We start from the raw sequence: 18,750 nt of genomic DNA, 5'->3' as shown, positions 1-18,750 counted from the left end.
TTTGGGGTGGTTCGAGCAGGTGCCTCGGGCGCAGGCTTGAGACCGTGCATCGACAGATCGCGGGGACGCTGACCGGGCCCAGGACCAAGTACGTCGTCGTGGCGCTCTGGCTGCTCGCGTTGGTGGCCTTCGGCGGCTTCGCCGGCAAGCTCACCGAGGTGCAGAACAACGAGGCCGCCTCCTGGCTGCCGGCCTCGGCGGAGTCGACCCGTGGGTTCGAGAAGATGAGCCCGTTCCAGAACCCCAACGCGATCCCGACCACGCTCGTCTACACCTCGACCACGGTCACCGGGGACGACCTCACCGCGGTCGCCTCGGGCGACATCGCCGAGCTCGGCGGGCTCGACGGGGTCGAGGGTGAGATCGCGCCGCCGCTGCTCTCGCGGGACGGCGAGGTCGCCCAGCTCACGGTGACCTTCGACCTCGGCTCGGACGGCTGGAGCAGGATGCCCGACACCGTCGACGACATCCGTGAGATCGCCGACCACGACGACGTCCGGCTGCACGTCACCGGCCAGGGTGGCTCCGCCGCCGACGCCGCGGAGGCGTTCGGCGGCATCGACACGACGCTGCTGGCGGCCGCGCTCGTCGTGGTGGTGGTCATCTTGCTGTTCGTCTATCGCAGCCCCGTGCTCTGGGCCTTCCCGATCGTCTCGGTGGTGGTCGGTCTGGGCGTGACGATGGGCCTGGTCTACTTCCTGGCCAAGGACGCAGGCCTCACCGTCAACGGCCAGAGCCAGGCCATCTTGAGCATCCTGGCGATCGGCGCCGGCACCGACTACGCGCTGCTGCTGGTCTCCCGATATCGCGAGGAGCTGCGCAGGTTCGAGGACCGTCACGAGGCGATGGCACACGCGCTGCACCGCGCCGCACCGGCGATCCTCGCCAGCGCGGTGACCGTCATCCTGGCCATGCTGTGCCTGACCTTCGCCGAGATGAACTCGACGTCGGGGATGGGGCCGGTCGTCGCCGTCGGGATCGCGGTGACCTACCTGGCGATGGTCACCCTGCTGCCTGCCCTGCTGGTCATCTGTGGCCGATGGGTCTTCTGGCCGAGGCGGCCGGCGTACGGATCGGCGGAGCCGACCGAGACCGGCATGTGGGCGAGGCTTGGCGCGATCGTCTCGGTCCGGCCTCGCGTGATCTGGATCGCCACCACCGGTCTGCTCCTCATCGCCTGCCTCGGCCTGCTGAGGCTCGACGCCAACGGGCTGGCCTCGGACGAGACCTACACCGAGGAGTTCGACTCGATCACCGGCCAGCAGGTCCTGGTCGACCACGACATGGCCGACCAGTCCAACCAGCTGCTCGTGGTCGCCGACGCGTCAGCGCAGACGCAGGTGCAGCAGGCGCTCGACGGGGTCGAGGGGCTGGTGCCCACCGAGACCCCGGCGGGGGAGGTGAAGAGTTTCCCGCTCGGCCCGGCCCAGGACGGCATCGTCGCGATCGCGGCGGTGATCGACGCCGACGTGACCTCGCCCGAGGCGTACGACATCGTCGATGCCGCCCGCTCGGCGGTGCACGGCGTGGACGGTGCCGGCGCCCTGGTCACCGGCACCTCCGCGATGATGCTCGACACCCTCGAGGCCAGTCAGCGCGACGACCTGGTGATCATCCCGATCGTCCTGGCGGTCGTGCTCCTGGTGCTGATGGTGCTCCTGCGCGCGCTGGTCGCGCCGCTGATCCTGCTCGGCACCGTGATCCTGTCGTTCGGTGCCGCCCTCGGCATCTCGGTGCTGCTGTTCGAGTACGTCTTCGGGTTCGCCGGGACGGACCCGTCCTTCCCGCTGTTCGCCTTCGTGTTCCTGGTCGCGCTGGGGATCGACTACAACATCTTCCTGATGACGCGGGTGCGGGAGGAGGCTCAGCTCCGCGGCACCCGGGAGGGATCGCTCGTCGGCCTGACCTCGACCGGCGGGGTGATCACGTCGGCGGGGATCGTCCTGGCCGCGACGTTCCTGGTGCTCGGCTCGTTGCCGATGGTCTTCCTGGCCGAGATCGGGGTGACGGTCGCGCTCGGAGTCATGCTCGACACGATGATCGTCCGGTCGATCCTGGTCACGGCCATCAACCTCGACATCGGGGACCGGATCTGGTGGCCGAGCAGACTGGCGAAGCATTAACATGAGTAAGTTGGTCATGTTAATATCCGGGCGTGACGCTCCCAGGTCTGAACCGACGCACCTTCCTCGCCACCGCTGCGCTCGGGGCGGCCGCCGGAGGTGCGACCCAGGTGACTGACGCGGTCCTCGACGGCGCGGTGGCGGGTGCTCCCGCGATCCTCAAGCCACTCCCGACGGAGCGGTTCATCGACTACGGCACCAACGCCGAGACCCGCTGGGACTCGGTCGACCCGCGCCGCTACCTGACTCCGCAGGCCGACCTGTTCGTGCGCAACCACACCACGACCCCACGGATCGACCCCGAGACGTATGAGCTGGAGATCTTCGGCGACGGGCTGCGCGATCCCGCCGGCGTGCGCCTCACCCTCGGCGACCTCAAGGCGTTCCGGCACGTCGAGACGACCTCCGTCCACGAGTGCACCGGCAACGGCCGCAGCTTCTTCACCACCCAGCAGGGCCAGGAGGTCAGCGGCACGAAGTGGACGCTCGGTGCGGTGGGAGCGGTCCGCTGGAAGGGCGTACGCCTCCGCGACGTCCTCACGGCCGTCGGTGTCCGCCGGGACGCGGTCTCGGTGCAGGCGACCGGTCTGGACGCCAGCTATGTGGACAAGGGCGTCGACCACGGCCGGGTGCGCCGGCCGTTCCCGATCGAGAAGGCCTACGACGACGCCCTGCTGGTGTGGGGCGCCAACGGCGAGGCCCTGCTGCCCGACCACGGCTTCCCGCTGCGGCTGCTGCTGCCGGGCTGGATCGGGATCGCCTCGATCAAGTGGCTCGGCTCGCTGGAGGTGTCCACGAGTGTGCTGACCTCGCCGTGGGACACGACGTGGTACAACGTCGACGGTCCGCTGACCGTCAACCCGGTCCGCTCCGCCATCGAGCTGGGGTGGAACGCCGAGATCCCGGCGGGGGAGCGGATCGTGCTGAGCGGCCGGTCCTGGTCCGGCGCGGCCCCGATCGCACGGGTCGAGATCAGCACCGACGGCGGCCAGACCTGGGCGCCGGCCGTCCAGCACGCGCCGGGCCGTCCCACCGGCGGCCACGGCCTCGGCTGGGCGCAGTGGGACTTCACCTGGCGCGACCCCGCGCCGGGGGCGTACGAGATCCTCGTCCGCGCCACCGACCGCGCCGGCCGTACGCAGCCCGACGTCGCCGCCCACAACTCCGGCGGCTACTTCTTCGATGCCGTCGTACGGCACCCCGTCACGGTCGTCTGAGACGCGCGTCCAGAAGCCGGTACAGCCGCGCGTTCCACGTTTCGAGCGGTCGGCGGATAGGCTGGTCCGAGAGTGCTACGGCCACCGGCCGGCGTACGAAGAAAAATGATCATCACCAGGAGCGGCCCGCCCGTCCGGCTCGGTCCTCGGTAGTGACTCCCAGATCTCGGCAGATGCCGAGAAGGCTGAGGGTCTCGATCGAAGACCGGCCCTGTGCGTAGCGAACGCACACGCCCGGCGCGGGGGCGCTCCGCGACAAAGACTAAGGACGAAATCCTTGACCGAACCAGTCATCACTGCCGTCGAGACCACCATCGACAACGGCAAGTTCGGCACCCGCACCGTCAAGTTCGAGACCGGGCTGCTCGCCCGCCAGGCCGCGGGTTCCGTGACCGCCTACCTCGACGACGAGACGATGCTGCTGTCGGCGACCACCGTCTCCAAGCAGCCGAAGGACCACTTCGACTTCTTCCCGCTCACCATCGACGTGGAGGAGCGGATGTACGCCGCGGGCAAGATCCCCGGCTCCTTCTTCCGTTCCGAGGGTCGCCCGGGTGAGGACGCGATCCTCACCTGCCGCCTGATCGACCGCCCGCTGCGCCCGACCTTCAAGAAGGGCCTGCGCAACGAGGTCCAGGTCGTCATCACCGTCATGGCGCTCGACCCCGACCAGCCCTACGACGTGCTCGCGATCAACGCCGCGTCGATGTCCACCCAGCTCTCCGGCCTGCCGTTCTCCGGCCCGGTCGGCGGCGTGCGCGTCGCCCTGATCGAGGGCCAGTGGGTCGCCTTCCCGACCCACAGCCAGCTCGAGAACGCCGTCTTCGACATGGTCGTGGCCGGACGCGTCACCGAGGCCGGCGACGTCGCCATCATGATGGTCGAGGCCGAGTCCACCGAGAAGACCTGGGACCTGGTCCAGTCCGGTGCCCAGGCGCCGACCGAGCCGATCGTGGCCGGTGGCCTCGACGCCGCCAAGCCGTTCATCAAGCAGCTGGTCGAGGCCCAGGCCGAGCTGGCCAAGCAGGCCGCCAAGCCGGTCCAGGACTACCCGGTCTTCCTGGACTACCAGGACGACGTCTACGAGGCCGTCGAGGCCGCTGTCGGCGCCGACGTCACCGACCTCTACAGCGTCAAGGGCTCGCGCGAGCGCGTCCTGACCAAGCTGGAGCGCGAGGAGGAGGGCGACCGGATCAAGCTCGCCCTGCTCGAGAAGATCGGCGCCCAGTTCGAGGGTCGCGAGGGCGAGATCGGTGCGGCCTACAAGGCCATCACCAAGAAGGCCATCCGCACCCAGGTCCTGCGCGACAAGGTCCGCATCGACGGTCGCGGCCTGGCCGACATCCGTCCGCTGCACTCCGAGGTCGGCGTGATCCCGCGGGTCCACGGCTCCTCGCTCTTCGAGCGCGGCGAGACCCAGATCCTCGGTGTCACCACCCTCGACATGCTCAAGATGGAGCAGCAGCTCGACACCCTCTCCCCGGAGAAGAACCGTCGATACATGCACAAGTACGTCTTCCCGCCGTTCTCCACCGGTGAGACCGGCCGGGTCGGCTCGCCCAAGCGCCGCGAGGTCGGCCACGGTGCGCTCGCCCGCCGCGCGCTCCTGCCGGTGATCCCGAGCCGCGAGGAGTTCCCCTACGCGATCCGCCAGCTCTCCGAGGCCATGGGCTCCAACGGCTCCACCTCGATGGGCTCGGTCTGCGCCTCGACGATGTCGCTGCTCAACGCCGGTGTCCCGCTGAAGGCCCCGGTCGCCGGTATCGCGATGGGTCTGATCTCCGGTGAGATCGACGGCGAGACCAAGTACGTCGCGCTCACCGACATCCTCGGTGCCGAGGACGCCTTCGGCGACATGGACTTCAAGGTCGCCGGCACCGCGGAGTTCGTGACCGCGCTGCAGCTCGACACCAAGCTGGACGGCATCCCGGCCGAGGTCCTCGCCCAGGCCCTCAACCAGGCCAAGGACGCGCGTACGACCATCCTGGACGTCATGCACGAGGCCATCGGCGGTGTGGAGGAGATGGCTCCGACCGCTCCGCGGATCATCACCGTGAAGGTCCCCGTCGACAAGATCGGCGAGGTCATCGGCCCGAAGGGCAAGGTGATCAACCAGATCCAGGAGGACACCGGCGCCCAGATCTCCATCGAGGACGACGGCACGGTGCTCATCGGTGCGACCGACGGCGCTGCCGCCGAGGCCGCCCGGGCGGCGGTCAACGCGATCGCCAACCCGACCATGCCCGAGGTCGGCGAGCGCTACCTCGGCACGGTCGTGAAGACGACCAACTTCGGCGCGTTCGTCGCCCTGCTCCCGGGCAAGGACGGCCTGCTCCACATCACCAAGCTGCGCGCCCTCAACGGCGGCAAGCGGGTGGAGTCGGTCGAGGACGTCGTCGAGGTCGGCCAGAAGATCCAGGTCGAGATCGCCGAGATCGACGACCGCGGCAAGCTGTCGCTCGCCCCGGTGCTCGAGGAGGAGGCTCCCGCCGAGGAGACTCCGGCTGAGACCGCCACCGAGGCCGCAGACGAGGAGTGACCTTGGCGTCACGCACCACTGAGTGGAACGCCTCTGGCTCCGCTTCGGCACGAGGGACCGGTCGACACACGGGTGTCGGCCGGTCCCCCGGCTATAACCAGGAGCCCGGCACCACCGTCACGCTCGAGCAGACCGAGGTCAACGGCGCAGTGACGTCGCTGGTGAGACGTACGGTCCACCCCTCGGGCCTGCGGATCGTGACCGAGCAGATGGCCGGGGTCCGCTCGGCGGCCGTCGGCGTCTTCATCGGTGTCGGGTCCCGGGACGAGACCGCGCGCCAGCACGGCTGCTCCCACTTCCTCGAGCACCTGCTGTTCAAGGGCACCCCGTCGCGTACGGCCTTGGAGATCTCCTCCTCGCTGGACCGCGTCGGCGGGGAGTTCAACGCCTACACGGCCAAGGAGTACACCTGCTTCCATGCGCGTGTGCTCGACGTCGACCTGCCGCTGGCGATCGACGTCGTCGGCGACATGCTGACCTCCTCGCTGATCACCGGCGAGGACGTCGAGGCCGAGCGTGACGTGATCCTCGACGAGATCGCCATGCACGACGACGATCCCGACGACGTGATCCACAACCTCGTCGCCGCCCAGGCATGGGGCGCCGAGACGCCGCTCGGGCGAGGCATCGCCGGCACGGAGGCCTCGATCTCCGCGCTGACCCGCGAGGAGATCGACGACTTCTACCGAGAGCACTACGTGGCGCCCAGGATGGTCGTCTCGGTCGCCGGCAACGTCGACCACGACGAGGTCGTGGCGATGGTGGAGAAGGCGTTCTCCGGCTCGGGCTTCCTGACGAGCGAGACCGCCCCGGTGGCGCCGCGTGAGGGGTCACCCCTCGAGGTCGCTCCCGGCGAGACCAGCGCCCAGCGCCCGCTGGAGCAGGTCAACGTGATCCTGGCCCGCGAGGGCCTGCAGCGCGGCGACGACCGCCGCTTCGCCTTCGAGGTGGTCAACACCGCCGTCGGCGGGGCGACGTCCTCACGGCTCTTCCAGGAGGTCCGCGAGCACCGGGGCCTGGCCTACTCGGTCTACTCCTACGCCTACAGCCACGCCGAGACAGGACTCTTCGGGGTCCAGGTCGGGTGCCTGCCGGCCAAGCTCGACGAGGTCCTCGAGGTCGTACGCTCCGAGCTGGCCGCCGTCGCTCGCGACGGCATCACCGCCGAGGAGCTCGAGCTCGGCAAGGGTCAGCTGCGCGGCGGGCTCGTGCTGGGTCTGGAGGACTCGGCCTCCCGGATGTCCCGCATCGGCCGTGCCGAGCTGGTCCACCGCGAGCTCTACTCGATCGACGAGGTCCTGGCCCGTATCGACGCGGTCACCCTGGACGACTGTCGCGAGGTCGCCGCCGAGATCCTGAGTCGGCCCGAGATCCTCGCCGTCGTGGGCCCCGCCTGAGCGCCGAGTCGGCTCGTCATGACCGATTCCCCTGCCGAGTCGGCCCGTCATGACGAGCCGACTCGGCGTGACTCTCGCGTCAGCGGCGACCGATGATCCCGACAGCGGCCGGGACCTTGGAGTCGACGATGGAGACCCGGAAGCCGGCGTCGGCGAGGGCCTTGCTCGACTTCTCGATGATCTCGGGGACCTGCTCGCGCTGGGTGGCCTCGTAGAAGAGGTTGACGGTGCCGCCGGGAAGCACGCGCTCGTGGAGCAGCGCGATCTCGGCGGATGCGTCCCGCACCCAGAACAGGTTGACGTTGAACGCGAAGACCTTCGTCAGCCGCTTGACCGGCACCCGCAGCGTCGCGAGGTCGATCTGGCGGACCGTGAGGCGTCCTGCCTCCAGATACTTCGCGCAGCGTCGCTTCGTACGATCGACACCCGACTCCGAGCGGTCGATCGCAAACAGCTTTCCGGTCTCCAGCCGGCTACAGATCAGCTCGGCACCAGCCCCCGGACCGCAGCCGATCTCAAGGACATGATCGTTCGGTTGAATGTCCATGAAGTCAACGGCCCAACGGATCCGAGCAGGGATCGTCTGCACCACCATGGGTCCAAGACTGCCAGATCCTTCTACGGTTCTGCTCACGACCCTCGCCAGACAGTGTTCACCGGATGCTGGTGGATCGTTGCTCGAGCGTGATCTATAGGGTTTCGCCCATGACTAAGGTGGCTGTTCTCGGTGCACGTGGCAAGCTCGGTTCGGCGGTCTGTGATGCCGTCGAGTCCGCCGATGACCTCGAGCTCGTGGCTCGGATCGGCCGTGGCGACGAGCTGTCGATGATCACCGACGCCGGCGCCGAGGTGGCCGTCGACGTCACCACGCTCGAGGCGGTGATGGGCAACGCCGAGTTCTGCCTGTCCCACGGCGTGCACACGGTGATCGGCACCTCGGGCTTCGGCCCCGACCGCGTCGAGCAGCTCGAGACCTGGCTGGCGAAGACCCCGGGCGTCGGGGCGATGGTGGTCCCCAACTTCTCGGTCGGTGCCGTGCTGATGATGCGGTTCGCCGAGCTCGCCGCCGCGCACTTCCCGTCGGTGGAGATCGTCGAGACCCACCACGAGCGGAAGGCCGACGCTCCCTCCGGTACGGCCCGCCGGACCGCCGAGCTCGTCGCTGCGGCGCGCCGGGAGGCCGGTGTGGGTCCGGCGCCCGACGCGACCACCTCGGCGCTCGACGGCGCCCGTGGCGCCTCCGTCGACGGCATCCCGGTCCACTCGCTGCGGATGTCCGGGTCGGTCGCCCATCAGGAGGTCGTCCTCGGCGGCGTCGGCGAGCTCCTGACCATCCGCCACGACTCGCTCTCCCACAGCTCCTTCGCCCACGGCGTGCTCGCCGCGATCCGAGGCATCGGCTCGCGGCCGGGCCTGACCATCGGCCTGGAGGACGTCCTCGGGCTGGCCTGAGCGCGGTGGGGGGAGCCGGCTCAGCGCGGGCAGAGCTCCTCACCTCGTAGCCGGTCGGCCGCGGGCTGTCCGGGGACGCCGGCGGCCTCGGCGGGGTCGGCGAGCAGGCTGCGGTAGTCGTCGTGCCGCAGCGGTCCGTCGGCGAGCTCGCCCGAGGACCGCGGCACCTGCAACGGCTCGGCGTCGTACTCGACCTCCACCCGGTCCACGCCCGGGATCGAGGTCAGCGACAGCACCGTCTGTGCCGTCGCGAGCACGACCCGGTTGGTGGCGATCGTGTCGTCGGTGGAGGCACGGAGGTGGGCGGTGCGGTCGGTGATGGCCACGAGCTCCAGCCATCCCTGCGGGGGGAGGGCGGTGCCGAGGCCGGCACTCAGCTCGCGGACCGAGGGGCCATCACCGAGCTGGTCGAGGATGTCCCTCGCGACCCCGGTCAAGGTCTTCGCGCAGAAGCTCGCCGCGGGTCGACCGACGAGCCGGTCCTGGGCATCGACCCAGTAGAGCCGCGGTCTGGCGGTCCAGTTCGCCGTGCCGGTGGGCACCTCTCCCGCGTCCTCGAGCAGGTGGTAGGGGACCTCGGCGGGATCGACGGTGCGCACCTGGTCGTCGTCGGGCACGCCGCACGCGGCCGTGAGCAGGAGCAGCCCGGTGGCCACCGCCGCACAGCACGTACGCACCGCTCTCATGTCACCTCCCGGCCAGACCTGGACCGCGCCGTGGGCGCCAGTGGGAGGGAGAGCACGAAGTCGGCGCCACCGGAGTCGGTGTCGCGACACCAGACCGAGCCGTCGTGGAGCTGGGCGGTCTGTTCCACGATGCTCAGCCCGAGCCCGCTGCCGGTGGTCGCGCCGCGGGCGCCCAGCCGGGCGAACCTGTCGAAGATGTGCTCTCGTTCCGCGGCGGGGACGCCGGGACCGGAGTCGACGACATGGATCTCGGCGTGGCGGCGCCGGGACGTGGCGCGCACGGCGGTCAGGCCGCCGCCGTGCGTCTCGGCGTTGCGGACCAGGTTGGCCAGCGCCCGGTGGACCTGGAGCCGGTCGGCATAGATCTCGAGGTCGGCCGGCACCTCGACCACCACCTCGCCGCCGATCCCGGCCTCGCGGAGAGTCGCGGCGACGAGGTCGGCGACGCCCAGCACCTCCCATTCCGACTCGCGTACGCCGGCATCGAGCCGCCCCAGCGTGATCAGGTCCTCCAGCGCCCCGCGGAACCGCTCCAGCTCGCCGGCCATCAGCCCGACGGCCGTCGCGGAGCTCGGTGAGAGGGTGCGGTCGCCCTGCAGGACACCGAGGCTGGTGGTGAGGGTGGCGACCGGCGTACGGAGCTCGTGGCTGACGTCGGCGGCGAAGCGGGCGTCGTGGTCGAGGCGTTCGACGACGGTGTCGACCATGGTGTTGAACGACCCGGTGAGCGTCGCCAGGTCGGGGTCGTCGGTCGCCTCGACCCGGGTGTCGAGCTCGCCGGCGGAGATGCGCGCGGCGGCCAGGGCGACCTGCCGCAGCGGACGCAGCACCCGCCGGGCGGCGTACCAGCCCAGGATGCCGCCGGCGACGGTCGTGAGCGCCGCGGAGATGGCGAGCGCGTAGCCCATCGTGTCGAGCGTCTGGCTGAGCTCCTTGGCGTGGGTGACCTCGTAGTAGTCGGCACCGACGCCTTCGAGAGGGATCCCGACCACGATGTTGGGCCGGTCGCCGGCATCGTTCCAGGACAGCGCCACGTCGCCGGCCTCGACGCTCCTGGCGACGCTGCTGGTGGCGTCGTGGACAGGAGTGGTGAGGTCGGAGGAGTACCACTGGCCGTCCTGGTGGACGAGGACCGTGGTGCGCCGCGGCTGGGCGATCTCGGTGAGGACGTCGGCCACGTTCACCCCGTTGGTACGCAGCCTCTCCTTGACCAGCGCGGCGTCGATGTAGGCCTGCTGCAGCGCGTTGCGCTCGCGCTGCACGATCAGGTAGTGACGCGCGGAGAAGTAGGTGCCGAAGGCCAGGATCAGGCTGATCAGCAGGGCTCCGGCGGCGAACGCCGTGACCACGTTGGCGCGCAGACCCCGGCGGGGTGGCCGCGGGCTCATCGCGGGTCCAGGCGGTAGCCGAGCCCGCGGACCGTCGAGATGACGCCACGAGCCGCCGGGTCGGCGTCGACCTTGGTGCGCAGCCGGCTGACGTGCACGTCGACGACGCGGACGTCGCCGTGGTGCCCTTCCGGCCACATCTGGCTGACCAGGTTCTCGCGGGTCATCACCCGGCCCGGACTCGTCGCCAGGGCGAGCAGGAGCTTGAACTCCGTGCTGGTCAGGTGGAGGTCCTCGGCTCCCCGGCGCAGCGTCGCGCCCGCGGGGTCGAAGACCAGCGGTCCGTCGGTCGAGTCGAGCACGATGCCGCCTGCGGGCGGGTAGCCGCCGGAGGAGGGGACCAGCGGGTAGTCCGGGCGCCGCAGCGCGGCCTTGATCCGGGCGCGGACCTCGGCGACGTCGAAGGGCTTGCGTACGTAGTCGTCGGCTCCCGCCTCCAGAGCGGCGACCACGTCCTTGGCGCCGTCGCGGGCGCTGATCACGATGATCGGCGCGGTCGTCCTCGGCCGGACGGAGCGGATGAAGGTGAACCCGTCGATGCCGCCGAGCATCAGGTCGACCAGCATCACGTCGAACGGCCGCTCGGCGTCCAGCTCGAGGGCGACCTCGGCGTCGTCGGCCTCGCCGACCGCGTATCCCTCCTGCTCGAGAAAGAGCCGGAGAGACGTACGCAGCCCGTAGTCGTCCTCCAGGATGAGCACTCGTCTGGCTGCCTCTTGCACGTCCGGCATCGTCTCACCCAGGTGGTGACGACACCGGGCTGTTGCGTTCGACCGGCCCGAAGTGACACGAAACTGACACGAAACTGCGAAGGCACCTCCATACAGCGCGGTCAGTGTGGGCCGCATGAGCGAGGCTGACTTCTATCCGGTCGAGGAGACCGTCGTCGTCCCGTTCTCGGACGTCACCTGCCGGCGGGCGATCCACAACCTGCGCTGGCGGCTGGCCGAGATGCTCGCGAGCGCTCCCGAGGCGGTCGTGGTCGATCTGACCGGACTGACCCGGTTCTCCTCGACGACGGTCGCCGCCCTGCTGTGGGCGAAGCGGCGCTGCGGGACCCGGGGCGTGCCTCTTCGTCTCCGCAACGCCGACCCGGCGCTCGCCGGCCGGCTCCGCAGGGCCGGCCTCGACACCATCTGGGACATCCAGACGGCCCCGGCCACACCATCCCCCACCCGAGAGGTCAATTGATGAGCAACCACGTCCACGAGACGGCCCGCGAGCAGGCGTCCGACCTGCTGACGCCGGACCAGGCGATGAGCCAGGTGCGGGCGTGGACCGACTCACGTGTCGTAGGCGACCGGGCCGCGAACCGGCTCGAGGTGCTCGCAGCCTTCGGCGTGCACGTGGCCGCCTCCAGCCTGCCCGGCGAGATCTGGGTCAAGCTGGCCTGGCGTACGCCGACCCGGGTCGAGCTCTCCACGGTCTGGACGCTCACCTCGATGCCCGCGGCCGCACCCGAGCCCTACATCGCCGACAAGCTCACCGACCTGACCAGCTCCTGGAGCTTCCAGGACCGCGTCGGCGGGGCCAGTCTGGTCTGCGAGGTCGAGGACCCTCCCGAGGCGGACGAGATTCAGCGGTAGTCGTCGGGGAGCTCGGTGCCGATCTTGACCTGCGGCTTGGGCAGGCGCAGCGGACGGATCTGGATGGCCCGCATGATCGCGTAGTAGGTCGTGCCCTTGAGGTCGTTGTCGGGGAAGCGGCGCTTGAGCTCCTTGCGCAGCAGGAAGCGCAGCGCGATCAGGTTGATGATCACGGTGGCCATCACGACGAGCGTGAAGAGCTGGGAGTACATCGCGAGCTCGACGCTGACGTAGGGCACCACCAGCGCGATGATGAGCACCGGGAGCACGATCTCGGCGAAGGTGAACCGGGCGTCGACCCAGTCGCGGACGAACCGCTTGACCGGGCCCTTGTCGCGCAGCGGGAGGTAGCGCTCGTCGCCGGTCTTCATCGCCTGGCGCATCTTGTCGCCCTGCTCGGCGCGCTGGGCGCGGTTGGCGGCGTTGATCTCCTTGCGCGTGCGCGGCTGCTTGAGGCGCGCCTTGCGAGCTGCCTCCGCTTCCTTGCGCGTGGGGGTCGGGCGACCCTTGCCGGTCTCCTTGACCGGGCTCTCGGGCTCGACGACCTGCGGGGCTGGGGACTTGCGACCGAACAACTTGAGTGACCTCTTACCTGTTGGCTGGGACACACACAGGATATCCCGTGCGGCCTTGACAGCGAGTTTTGTGGACCCGGCCTAAGGTGAGAGGCAACACTTGTCCTAGGACGACGAGAGTCCAGCGGCAAGCGACGACGCGGGGCGGCCGGCGGTCGGCCGCATATGAGAGGCGTAAAGGGAACCGATGAGTGTGATGAAGCGGCTGAGCCTGGTCTTCAAGGCGAAGGCAAACAAGGCGCTCGACAAGGCCGAGGACCCACGGGAGGTGCTCGACTACAGCTACCAGAAGCAGCTTCAGATGCTGCAGCAGGTGCGTCGCGGTGTCGCGGACGTCGCGACCAGCCGCAAGCGCGTCGAGCTGCAGATCAACGGGCTCAAGCAGCAGTCCGACAAGCTCACCGGCCAGGCCCAGAAGGCCATCGAGATGAACCGGGAGGACCTCGCTCGCGAGGCGCTGACCCGCAAGTCCGGGCTGACCAGCCAGATCAACGACCTCAGCACCCAGCTCGCCACGCTCCAGGGTGAGGAGGAGAAGCTCACCCTCGCCCAGCAGCGGCTGCAGGCCAAGGTCGAGTCCTTCCGCACCAAGAAGGAGACCATCAAGGCGACCTACACCGCCGCCGAGGCGCAGACCCGGATCAACGAGGCGGTCTCCGGCATCGGCGAGGAGATGGGCGACGTCGGCCTGGCGATGCAGCGTGCCGAGGACAAGACCCTCGAGATGCAGGCCCGCGCCGGCGCCGTCGACGAGCTGCTCGCCTCGGGCGCCCTCGACGACCTCACCGCCGGACCCTCCGACGACATCACCCGCCAGCTCGACGCGCTCAGCTCGACCAACGACGTCGAGGCCGAGCTCGCCGCGCTCAAGGGCCTCAACGCCCCGCAGCAGACGCAGGCGCTGCCCGGCGCCGACGCCAACGCGCCGGTGATCGACGTGGAATCGACCGAGAAGAAGGCCGAGCAGTGATCGTTCGCATCCTGGGTGAGGGGCAGTACGACGTCGACGACGCCGCTGTCGACAAGCTCAACGAGCTCGACGCCGCCGTCGAGGCTGCCTGCCAGGGCACCGACGAGGCCGTCTTCGAGGCGGCGCTCGCCGCGCTGCTCGACAGCGTCCGTTCGCTGGGCACCGCCCACCCGGTCGACGCGATCGACTCCTCCGACCTGATCCTCCCCGGACCCGGCTCCACGCTCGCCGAGGTCTCCGAGATGCTCGGCGACGAGGGCCTCATCCCTGGCTAGAACCAGCCATGTCACGTTTCCAGGGTGATGCCGGGCTGACCGTCCGGATGACCACGGTGATGTTCCTGCTCGGCGCGCTCTTCGTCGGGCTCATCGTGGCGCTGATGTTCGTGCTGCCCGCGCAGTGGGCGCCGATCATCGGCATCGTCGGGCTCGGCATCGCCTGGTGGCAGTGGTACTCCTCCGACACCCTCGCGATGCGCGCGATGCGCGCGCGGGAGGTGTCGGCCCAGGAGGCGCCCGAGCTGCACGCGATGATCGACCGGCTGTGCACGCTGGCCGACATGCCGAAGCCGCGCGTCGGGATCGCCTACACCGACATGCCCAACGCCTTCGCCACCGGCCGCTCGCCGAAGCGGTCCGCGGTCGTGGTGACCACCGGCATCATGCAGCGGCTGAGCGCCGAGGAGCTGGAGGGCGTGCTCGCCCACGAGCTCTCCCACGTCGCCCACCGCGACGTGCTCGTGATGACGGTCGCCTCCTCGGCCGGCATCGTCGCCGGGATGCTGAGCCGCGGCTCGCAGTACGGTGCCTACGCCGGTGGCGGCCGCCGCGACAACAACAACGGTCTTCCGGTGTGGCTGGTGGTGCTGCTGGTCTCGCTCGTGGTCTACGCCGTGTCCTGGCTGCTGCTTCGGATGCTGTCTCGCTACCGCGAGCTCGCCGCCGACCGGGCCGGCGCTCAGCTGACCATGAAGCCGGCCGCGCTGGCCAGCGCGCTGCAGAAGATCACCGGCGAGATCTCCGCGATCCCGAGCCGGGACCTGCGGTCCTCGCAGGCGCTGAACGCGTTCTTCATCGCCCCGGCGATCAGCGGCCAGTCGCTGCGTACGCTGACCTCGACCCATCCGTCGCTGGAACAGCGCCTGGAGCAACTCGCCCGGATCGAGGCCGAGCTGGGCCGTCCGGCGCAGTAGGGTCGGCCCGTGGGCTTCTGGGACGTCATCACGGGTCGTACGCGACCGAAGCAGGCCAACCTCGACGCGCTGTTCGCGGTGCCGACCGCCGCGCTCACCATGCAGACCTCGCTCGGGCTGGTCCCGACCGGCGATGGCGCGGTCTGCTACCGGGCTGCGGCCGGCGCCGGGTTCGCCGGCACCCAGAACGACGTCGTCGAGCTGCTCGGCGCCTCCGAGAGTGCCCCGAAGGTGACCACGAGCGTCGACGAGTTCGGCTTCACCTGGCTCAGCGTCGACCACGAGCCCCTCGACCCGGCCAACCCCGACATCACCGGCCTGGTCACCGACCTGCACGCGGTCAACACGACGCTGGAGATGAACGGCTTCGGCCCCGGGCTGCTGTGCTCCCTGATCACCTTCGAGGGTGCCGACGGGCGCCGCGTCGGCCTGATCTACCTCTACAAGCAGGGCACCTTCTACCCCTTCGTCCCCACCGGCCCGCAGCAGCGCGACAACCTCCTCGAGATCAACGTCCGCACCGCGGTCGAAGGCGATCTCCCGGTCGAGAAGGATCTGTCCCGCTGGCTTGCCGTGTGGGGTGCCCCCGGGCTCTGACCGAGAGGCGGTCGACATGGAACGCGCACGGAGCTTCGGAGCGGTCGCGGAGGACTACCAGCGCTACCGCCCCGGCTATCCCGAGGGCCTGGTCGCGCTGGTGAGCGAGGTCGCCGACGGACCGGTGCGCCGGGCGATCGAGATCGGCGCCGGCACCGGGAAGGCGACCCGCACGTTCGCGGGCGCGGGGATCGAAGTGGTCGCGACCGACCCCGACGCCGAGATGCTCGCCGTGCTCCGCCGCGAGTGCGCCGGCCTGCCGGTGACCACCGTGCGCGCCGCGCTGGAGGACCTCGACCCCGCCGACCATCAACCGTTCGACCTGCTCTACGCGGCCGCGGCGTGGCACTGGACCGCGCCGGAGACCCGGTGGGACCGGGCCACCGCCCTGGTCCGTGACGGAGGAGCGGTGGCCTTCTTCGGCGGTCCCTTCGAGCTCGCCGACGACGACGTCGCGGCCGTCGAGGAGGAGCTGATCGCGGCGTACGCCCCGGCGGGCCGTCACCTGCCGCCGCCGTCCGTGGCGGACGCGCCCATGCTGTTCCCCGGGGGCGAGATGCTCGCCGACGGTCGGCTGCGCGACGTACGCCAGCGAGAGGTGCCACGCCGGTTCAGCCTCGCCCGCGACGACTACGTGCGTCACCTCGACACCATCTCCGCGATCCGGATCCTCACGGCCGACGACCGGTCCGCGCTCTTCGCCGACCTGACCGCGGCGCTCCCGGAGCAGGTCGAGGTGCGCGCCGACCTGATGCTCCACACCGCCCGCCGGGTGGGCGGCGATGACATCGACACTCCACAGTGACCTCACAGGCGCCGCACAGCAAACGGTCGCATGATGGGGTCATGACCGGAGCACAGGATCTGACCCGCCCCGATGGCTCTCCCCTGCGGGTGCTCGTCGTCGACGACGAGGTGAACATCGCCGAGCTGATCTCGATGGCGCTGCGGTTCGAGGGCTGGGCGGTCACCACGGCTCATTCCGGCTCCAAGGCCGTGGCCGCCGCGAAGGAGACCGCCCCCGACGCGATCGTGCTCGACTGGATGCTGCCCGACTTCGACGGGCTCGAGGTCCTGCGCCGGGTGCGGGCGACCAGCCCGGACGTACCCGTCCTCTTCCTCACCGCCAAGGACGCGGTCGAGGACCGGGTCGCCGGGCTGACCGCGGGTGGTGACGACTACGTGATCAAGCCGTTCTCGCTCGAGGAGCTGGTCGCGCGGCTGCGTGCCCTGATGCGGCGGGCCGGCGCGACCCGGGTCGAGGAGCACTCGGTGATCCGCGTCGGCGACCTCACCATGGACGAGGACTCCCGAGAGGTGCACCGGGCGGGGGAGGAGATCGGCCTCACCGCCACCGAGTTCGAGCTGCTCCGCTTCCTGATGCGCAACCCGCGGCGGGTGCTGTCCAAGGCCCAGATCCTCGACCGGGTCTGGTCCTACGACTTCGGTGGTCAGGCCAACGTCGTCGAGCTCTACATCTCCTACCTGCGCAAGAAGATCGACGCCGGCCGGGAGCCGATGATCCACACGATGCGCGGCGCGGGGTATGTGCTGAAGGCTGCTGGGTGAACCGGCTGAAGCGGCTGGTCACGCCGCTCATCTCGCGCCTGGTGATCACCGCGGTCTCCCTGGTGCTGGTCGTGTCGCTCCTGATCGCGACCTTCGCCACCATCGCGCTGCGCGAGACCCTCATGGACCGTCTCGACCGGGACGTGCACGACATGGCACGCGGTGTCGCCGGCCCTCGTCCCGGGGGCAACTTCAACATCGGGCCGGACTCGGTCGTCGCGGTGTTTCCCGAGAGCGGCGCCGCCCAGGGCAACCTCGGCAGCTTCGTCCCCGACCAGGCGGAGTCGCTCACCCCGGCCGACCTGGAGGCGCTGGCCGCCGTACGCGTCGATGCCCGTCCCCACGATGTCTCCCTGCCCGACCACGGCGCCTACCGGGTGATCGCCCAGTCCGGGAACCTCAACAACGGCGTCCAGGTGGTGGTCGTCACCGGACGCTCGACCAACGAGGTCGACAACACCATCGAGAGCCTCGTCTTCTGGGAGGCCCTGCTCACGCTGCTGGGAGTGCTGGCGGCAGCAGGTGCCGGCTATCTCGTCGTACGCCGCCAGCTCAGCCCCCTGCGCGAGGTCGCCGCCACCGCGCACACCGTCGCCGGGCTCCCGCTCTCCTCGGGCGAGGTCTCGGTCACCGAACGGGTCCCCGAGCGGCTCACCGACGAGGACACCGAGGTCGGCCAGGTCGGCGCCGCGCTCAACTCGCTGCTCGACCATGTCGAGACCTCGCTGGCGGAGCGCCACCGCAGCGAGCAGCGGGTACGCCAGTTCGTCGCCGACGCGTCCCACGAGCTGCGCACCCCGCTGACCACGATCCGCGGCTACACCGAGCTCGCCCAGCAGCGGCCCGAGGCGGTCCCGACGGCGCTCGGCAAGGTGGAGGAGGAGTCGCTGCGGATGACCGCGCTGGTCGAGGACCTGCTCCTGCTCGCGCGCCTCGACCAGGGCCGCCCGCTGGCTCGTGACTCGGTCGACCTGACCCGGCTGCTCCTGGAGGCCGTCGACGACGCCAGGGTCGTCGACCCCTCGCACACCTGGAGGCTCGAGCTGCCCGCCGACGCCGACTCCGGTGACGCCGAGGTCATCGTCACCGGGGACGGCCAGCGGCTCCACCAGGTGATCAGCAACCTGCTCACCAACGAGCGCCGGCACACGCCGGCCGGCACCACGGTCACGGTCCGCGTACGTCCTGACGGCTTCGACGTCCACGACGACGGCCCCGGCTTCCCGCCCGCTCTGCTCCCGCACGCGTTCGAGCGCTTCACCCGGGCCGACGAGGCTCGTCAGCGCGACGGCGGCGCCGGCCTCGGCCTCGCCCTCGTCCACGCCATCGTCACCGCCCACGGCGGAAGCGTGAGGCTGACCAGCGTCCCCGGCGACACCACGATCGCCGTACGTCTCCCCGTCAGCTGACCGCGGCCGAGGCGTCACGCACGTCGGCCGAGGTGGCACACCGGTGCCAC

General features: G+C 70.2%; 19 protein-coding genes. 14 read left to right on the top strand and 5 right to left on the bottom strand.

Annotated features, from left to right (window positions below; all coding sequences use genetic code 11):
- Window positions 1–44: 44 nt before the first annotated feature.
- The 4 genes from ACFVDI_RS23765 to ACFVDI_RS23750 all read left to right on the top strand — a co-directional run bounded on the left by ACFVDI_RS23765 (window position 45) and on the right by ACFVDI_RS23750 (window position 7,276).
- Complete coding sequence (locus ACFVDI_RS23765) at window positions 45–2,123, top strand: MMPL family transporter (RefSeq protein WP_378911246.1); 2,079 nt, start codon at window positions 45–47, stop codon at window positions 2,121–2,123.
- 32 nt (window positions 2,124–2,155) lie between these two features.
- Window positions 2,156–3,340, top strand: a complete 1,185-nt coding sequence (locus ACFVDI_RS23760; RefSeq protein WP_378911245.1) for a molybdopterin-dependent oxidoreductase — start codon at window positions 2,156–2,158, stop codon at window positions 3,338–3,340.
- A gap of 277 nt (window positions 3,341–3,617) precedes the next feature.
- Complete coding sequence (locus ACFVDI_RS23755; RefSeq protein WP_378911244.1) at window positions 3,618–5,879, top strand: polyribonucleotide nucleotidyltransferase; 2,262 nt, start codon at window positions 3,618–3,620, stop codon at window positions 5,877–5,879.
- Window positions 5,880–5,881: 2 nt separating this feature from the next.
- On the top strand, window positions 5,882–7,276 hold the full coding sequence (locus tag ACFVDI_RS23750; protein ID WP_378911243.1) for a M16 family metallopeptidase: 1,395 nt from the start codon (window positions 5,882–5,884) through the stop codon (window positions 7,274–7,276).
- Between the two features lie 79 nt (window positions 7,277–7,355).
- Here the strand turns inward: ACFVDI_RS23750 and ACFVDI_RS23745 are convergent, their stop codons facing one another.
- On the bottom strand, window positions 7,356–7,823 hold the full coding sequence (locus ACFVDI_RS23745) for a class I SAM-dependent methyltransferase (RefSeq protein WP_378911242.1): 468 nt from the start codon (window positions 7,821–7,823) through the stop codon (window positions 7,356–7,358).
- 158 nt (window positions 7,824–7,981) lie between these two features.
- Between ACFVDI_RS23745 and dapB the strand changes: the two genes are divergently transcribed.
- Complete coding sequence (gene dapB / locus ACFVDI_RS23740; protein WP_378911240.1) at window positions 7,982–8,728, top strand: 4-hydroxy-tetrahydrodipicolinate reductase; 747 nt, start codon at window positions 7,982–7,984, stop codon at window positions 8,726–8,728.
- A gap of 20 nt (window positions 8,729–8,748) precedes the next feature.
- Here dapB and ACFVDI_RS23735 read toward each other — a convergent pair whose 3' ends face one another.
- The 3 genes from ACFVDI_RS23735 to ACFVDI_RS23725 are packed head-to-tail and all read right to left on the bottom strand — an operon-like array spanning window position 8,749 to window position 11,533.
- On the bottom strand, window positions 8,749–9,414 hold the full coding sequence (locus ACFVDI_RS23735) for a GerMN domain-containing protein (RefSeq protein WP_378911239.1): 666 nt from the start codon (window positions 9,412–9,414) through the stop codon (window positions 8,749–8,751).
- Window positions 9,411–10,802 (bottom strand): ATP-binding protein, encoded by a 1,392-nt coding sequence (locus ACFVDI_RS23730; protein ID WP_378911237.1) that lies wholly within the window; start codon window positions 10,800–10,802, stop codon window positions 9,411–9,413. The genes ACFVDI_RS23735 and ACFVDI_RS23730 overlap by 4 nt, the downstream gene beginning before the upstream one ends.
- Window positions 10,799–11,533 carry a response regulator transcription factor gene (locus ACFVDI_RS23725; RefSeq protein ID WP_378911233.1) on the bottom strand — a complete coding sequence of 245 codons (735 nt, stop codon included), beginning with the start codon at window positions 11,531–11,533 and terminating at the stop codon, window positions 10,799–10,801. The genes ACFVDI_RS23730 and ACFVDI_RS23725 overlap by 4 nt, the downstream gene beginning before the upstream one ends.
- A 115-nt stretch (window positions 11,534–11,648) precedes the next feature.
- On the opposite strand from ACFVDI_RS23725, the gene ACFVDI_RS23720 reads away from it, so the two are divergent.
- Both ACFVDI_RS23720 and ACFVDI_RS23715 read left to right on the top strand, forming a co-directional pair.
- Window positions 11,649–11,993 carry an STAS domain-containing protein gene (locus ACFVDI_RS23720; protein WP_378911228.1) on the top strand — a complete coding sequence of 115 codons (345 nt, stop codon included), beginning with the start codon at window positions 11,649–11,651 and terminating at the stop codon, window positions 11,991–11,993.
- Complete coding sequence (locus ACFVDI_RS23715; RefSeq protein WP_378911226.1) at window positions 11,993–12,388, top strand: hypothetical protein; 396 nt, start codon at window positions 11,993–11,995, stop codon at window positions 12,386–12,388. The genes ACFVDI_RS23720 and ACFVDI_RS23715 overlap by 1 nt, the downstream gene beginning before the upstream one ends.
- Here the strand turns inward: ACFVDI_RS23715 and ACFVDI_RS23710 are convergent.
- Window positions 12,379–12,963 (bottom strand): DUF3043 domain-containing protein, encoded by a 585-nt coding sequence (locus ACFVDI_RS23710; protein WP_378911224.1) that lies wholly within the window; start codon window positions 12,961–12,963, stop codon window positions 12,379–12,381. The two genes, ACFVDI_RS23715 and ACFVDI_RS23710, sit on opposite strands and share 10 nt — an antisense overlap.
- A 187-nt stretch (window positions 12,964–13,150) precedes the next feature.
- Here ACFVDI_RS23710 and ACFVDI_RS23705 point away from each other — a divergent pair, with 187 nt between their 5' ends.
- The 7 genes from ACFVDI_RS23705 to ACFVDI_RS23675 are packed head-to-tail and all read left to right on the top strand — an operon-like array spanning window position 13,151 to window position 18,700.
- Entirely contained in the window at window positions 13,151–13,933 is a 783-nt protein-coding gene (locus tag ACFVDI_RS23705; protein ID WP_328531632.1) for a PspA/IM30 family protein, read from the top strand.
- Window positions 13,930–14,208: a hypothetical protein gene (locus tag ACFVDI_RS23700; RefSeq protein WP_328531631.1), complete on the top strand. Its 279-nt coding sequence runs from the start codon at window positions 13,930–13,932 to the stop codon at window positions 14,206–14,208. The genes ACFVDI_RS23705 and ACFVDI_RS23700 overlap by 4 nt, the downstream gene beginning before the upstream one ends.
- An 8-nt stretch (window positions 14,209–14,216) precedes the next feature.
- Window positions 14,217–15,125 carry a zinc metalloprotease HtpX gene (gene htpX, locus ACFVDI_RS23695; protein ID WP_378911220.1) on the top strand — a complete coding sequence of 303 codons (909 nt, stop codon included), beginning with the start codon at window positions 14,217–14,219 and terminating at the stop codon, window positions 15,123–15,125.
- 9 nt (window positions 15,126–15,134) lie between these two features.
- Window positions 15,135–15,722 (top strand): hypothetical protein, encoded by a 588-nt coding sequence (locus tag ACFVDI_RS23690; protein WP_378911218.1) that lies wholly within the window; start codon window positions 15,135–15,137, stop codon window positions 15,720–15,722.
- Between the two features lie 16 nt (window positions 15,723–15,738).
- Entirely contained in the window at window positions 15,739–16,527 is a 789-nt protein-coding gene (locus tag ACFVDI_RS23685; protein WP_378911215.1) for a class I SAM-dependent methyltransferase, read from the top strand.
- Between the two features lie 41 nt (window positions 16,528–16,568).
- Window positions 16,569–17,291, top strand: a complete 723-nt coding sequence (locus tag ACFVDI_RS23680) for a response regulator transcription factor (RefSeq protein WP_378911213.1) — start codon at window positions 16,569–16,571, stop codon at window positions 17,289–17,291.
- Window positions 17,288–18,700: a sensor histidine kinase gene (locus tag ACFVDI_RS23675; RefSeq protein WP_378911210.1), complete on the top strand. Its 1,413-nt coding sequence runs from the start codon at window positions 17,288–17,290 to the stop codon at window positions 18,698–18,700. The genes ACFVDI_RS23680 and ACFVDI_RS23675 overlap by 4 nt, the downstream gene beginning before the upstream one ends.
- The last annotated feature ends 50 nt before the right edge of the window (window positions 18,701–18,750 follow it).

Origin of the sequence: Nocardioides sp. NPDC057767 (assembly GCF_042798275.1) — a bacterium.
Classification (GTDB): domain Bacteria; phylum Actinomycetota; class Actinomycetes; order Propionibacteriales; family Nocardioidaceae; genus Nocardioides.
This window is presented reverse-complemented; position numbering and strand designations above follow the sequence as displayed.

Excerpts from the sequence above, each read along its gene's own strand:
- ACFVDI_RS23745 (WP_378911242.1), bottom strand. The coding sequence starts at position 7,823 with ATGGACATTCAACCGAACGATCATGTCCTTGAGATCGGCTGCGGTCCG.
- dapB (WP_378911240.1), top strand. The coding sequence starts at position 7,982 with ATGACTAAGGTGGCTGTTCTCGGTGCACGTGGCAAGCTCGGTTCGGCG.
- ACFVDI_RS23735 (WP_378911239.1), bottom strand. The coding sequence starts at position 9,414 with ATGAGAGCGGTGCGTACGTGCTGTGCGGCGGTGGCCACCGGGCTGCTC.
- ACFVDI_RS23730 (WP_378911237.1), bottom strand. The coding sequence starts at position 10,802 with ATGAGCCCGCGGCCACCCCGCCGGGGTCTGCGCGCCAACGTGGTCACG.
- ACFVDI_RS23725 (WP_378911233.1), bottom strand. The coding sequence starts at position 11,533 with ATGCCGGACGTGCAAGAGGCAGCCAGACGAGTGCTCATCCTGGAGGAC.
- ACFVDI_RS23720 (WP_378911228.1), top strand. The coding sequence starts at position 11,649 with ATGAGCGAGGCTGACTTCTATCCGGTCGAGGAGACCGTCGTCGTCCCG.
- ACFVDI_RS23715 (WP_378911226.1), top strand. The coding sequence starts at position 11,993 with ATGAGCAACCACGTCCACGAGACGGCCCGCGAGCAGGCGTCCGACCTG.
- ACFVDI_RS23705 (WP_328531632.1), top strand. The coding sequence starts at position 13,151 with ATGAGTGTGATGAAGCGGCTGAGCCTGGTCTTCAAGGCGAAGGCAAAC.
- htpX (WP_378911220.1), top strand. The coding sequence starts at position 14,217 with ATGTCACGTTTCCAGGGTGATGCCGGGCTGACCGTCCGGATGACCACG.
- ACFVDI_RS23685 (WP_378911215.1), top strand. The coding sequence starts at position 15,739 with ATGGAACGCGCACGGAGCTTCGGAGCGGTCGCGGAGGACTACCAGCGC.
- ACFVDI_RS23680 (WP_378911213.1), top strand. The coding sequence starts at position 16,569 with ATGACCGGAGCACAGGATCTGACCCGCCCCGATGGCTCTCCCCTGCGG.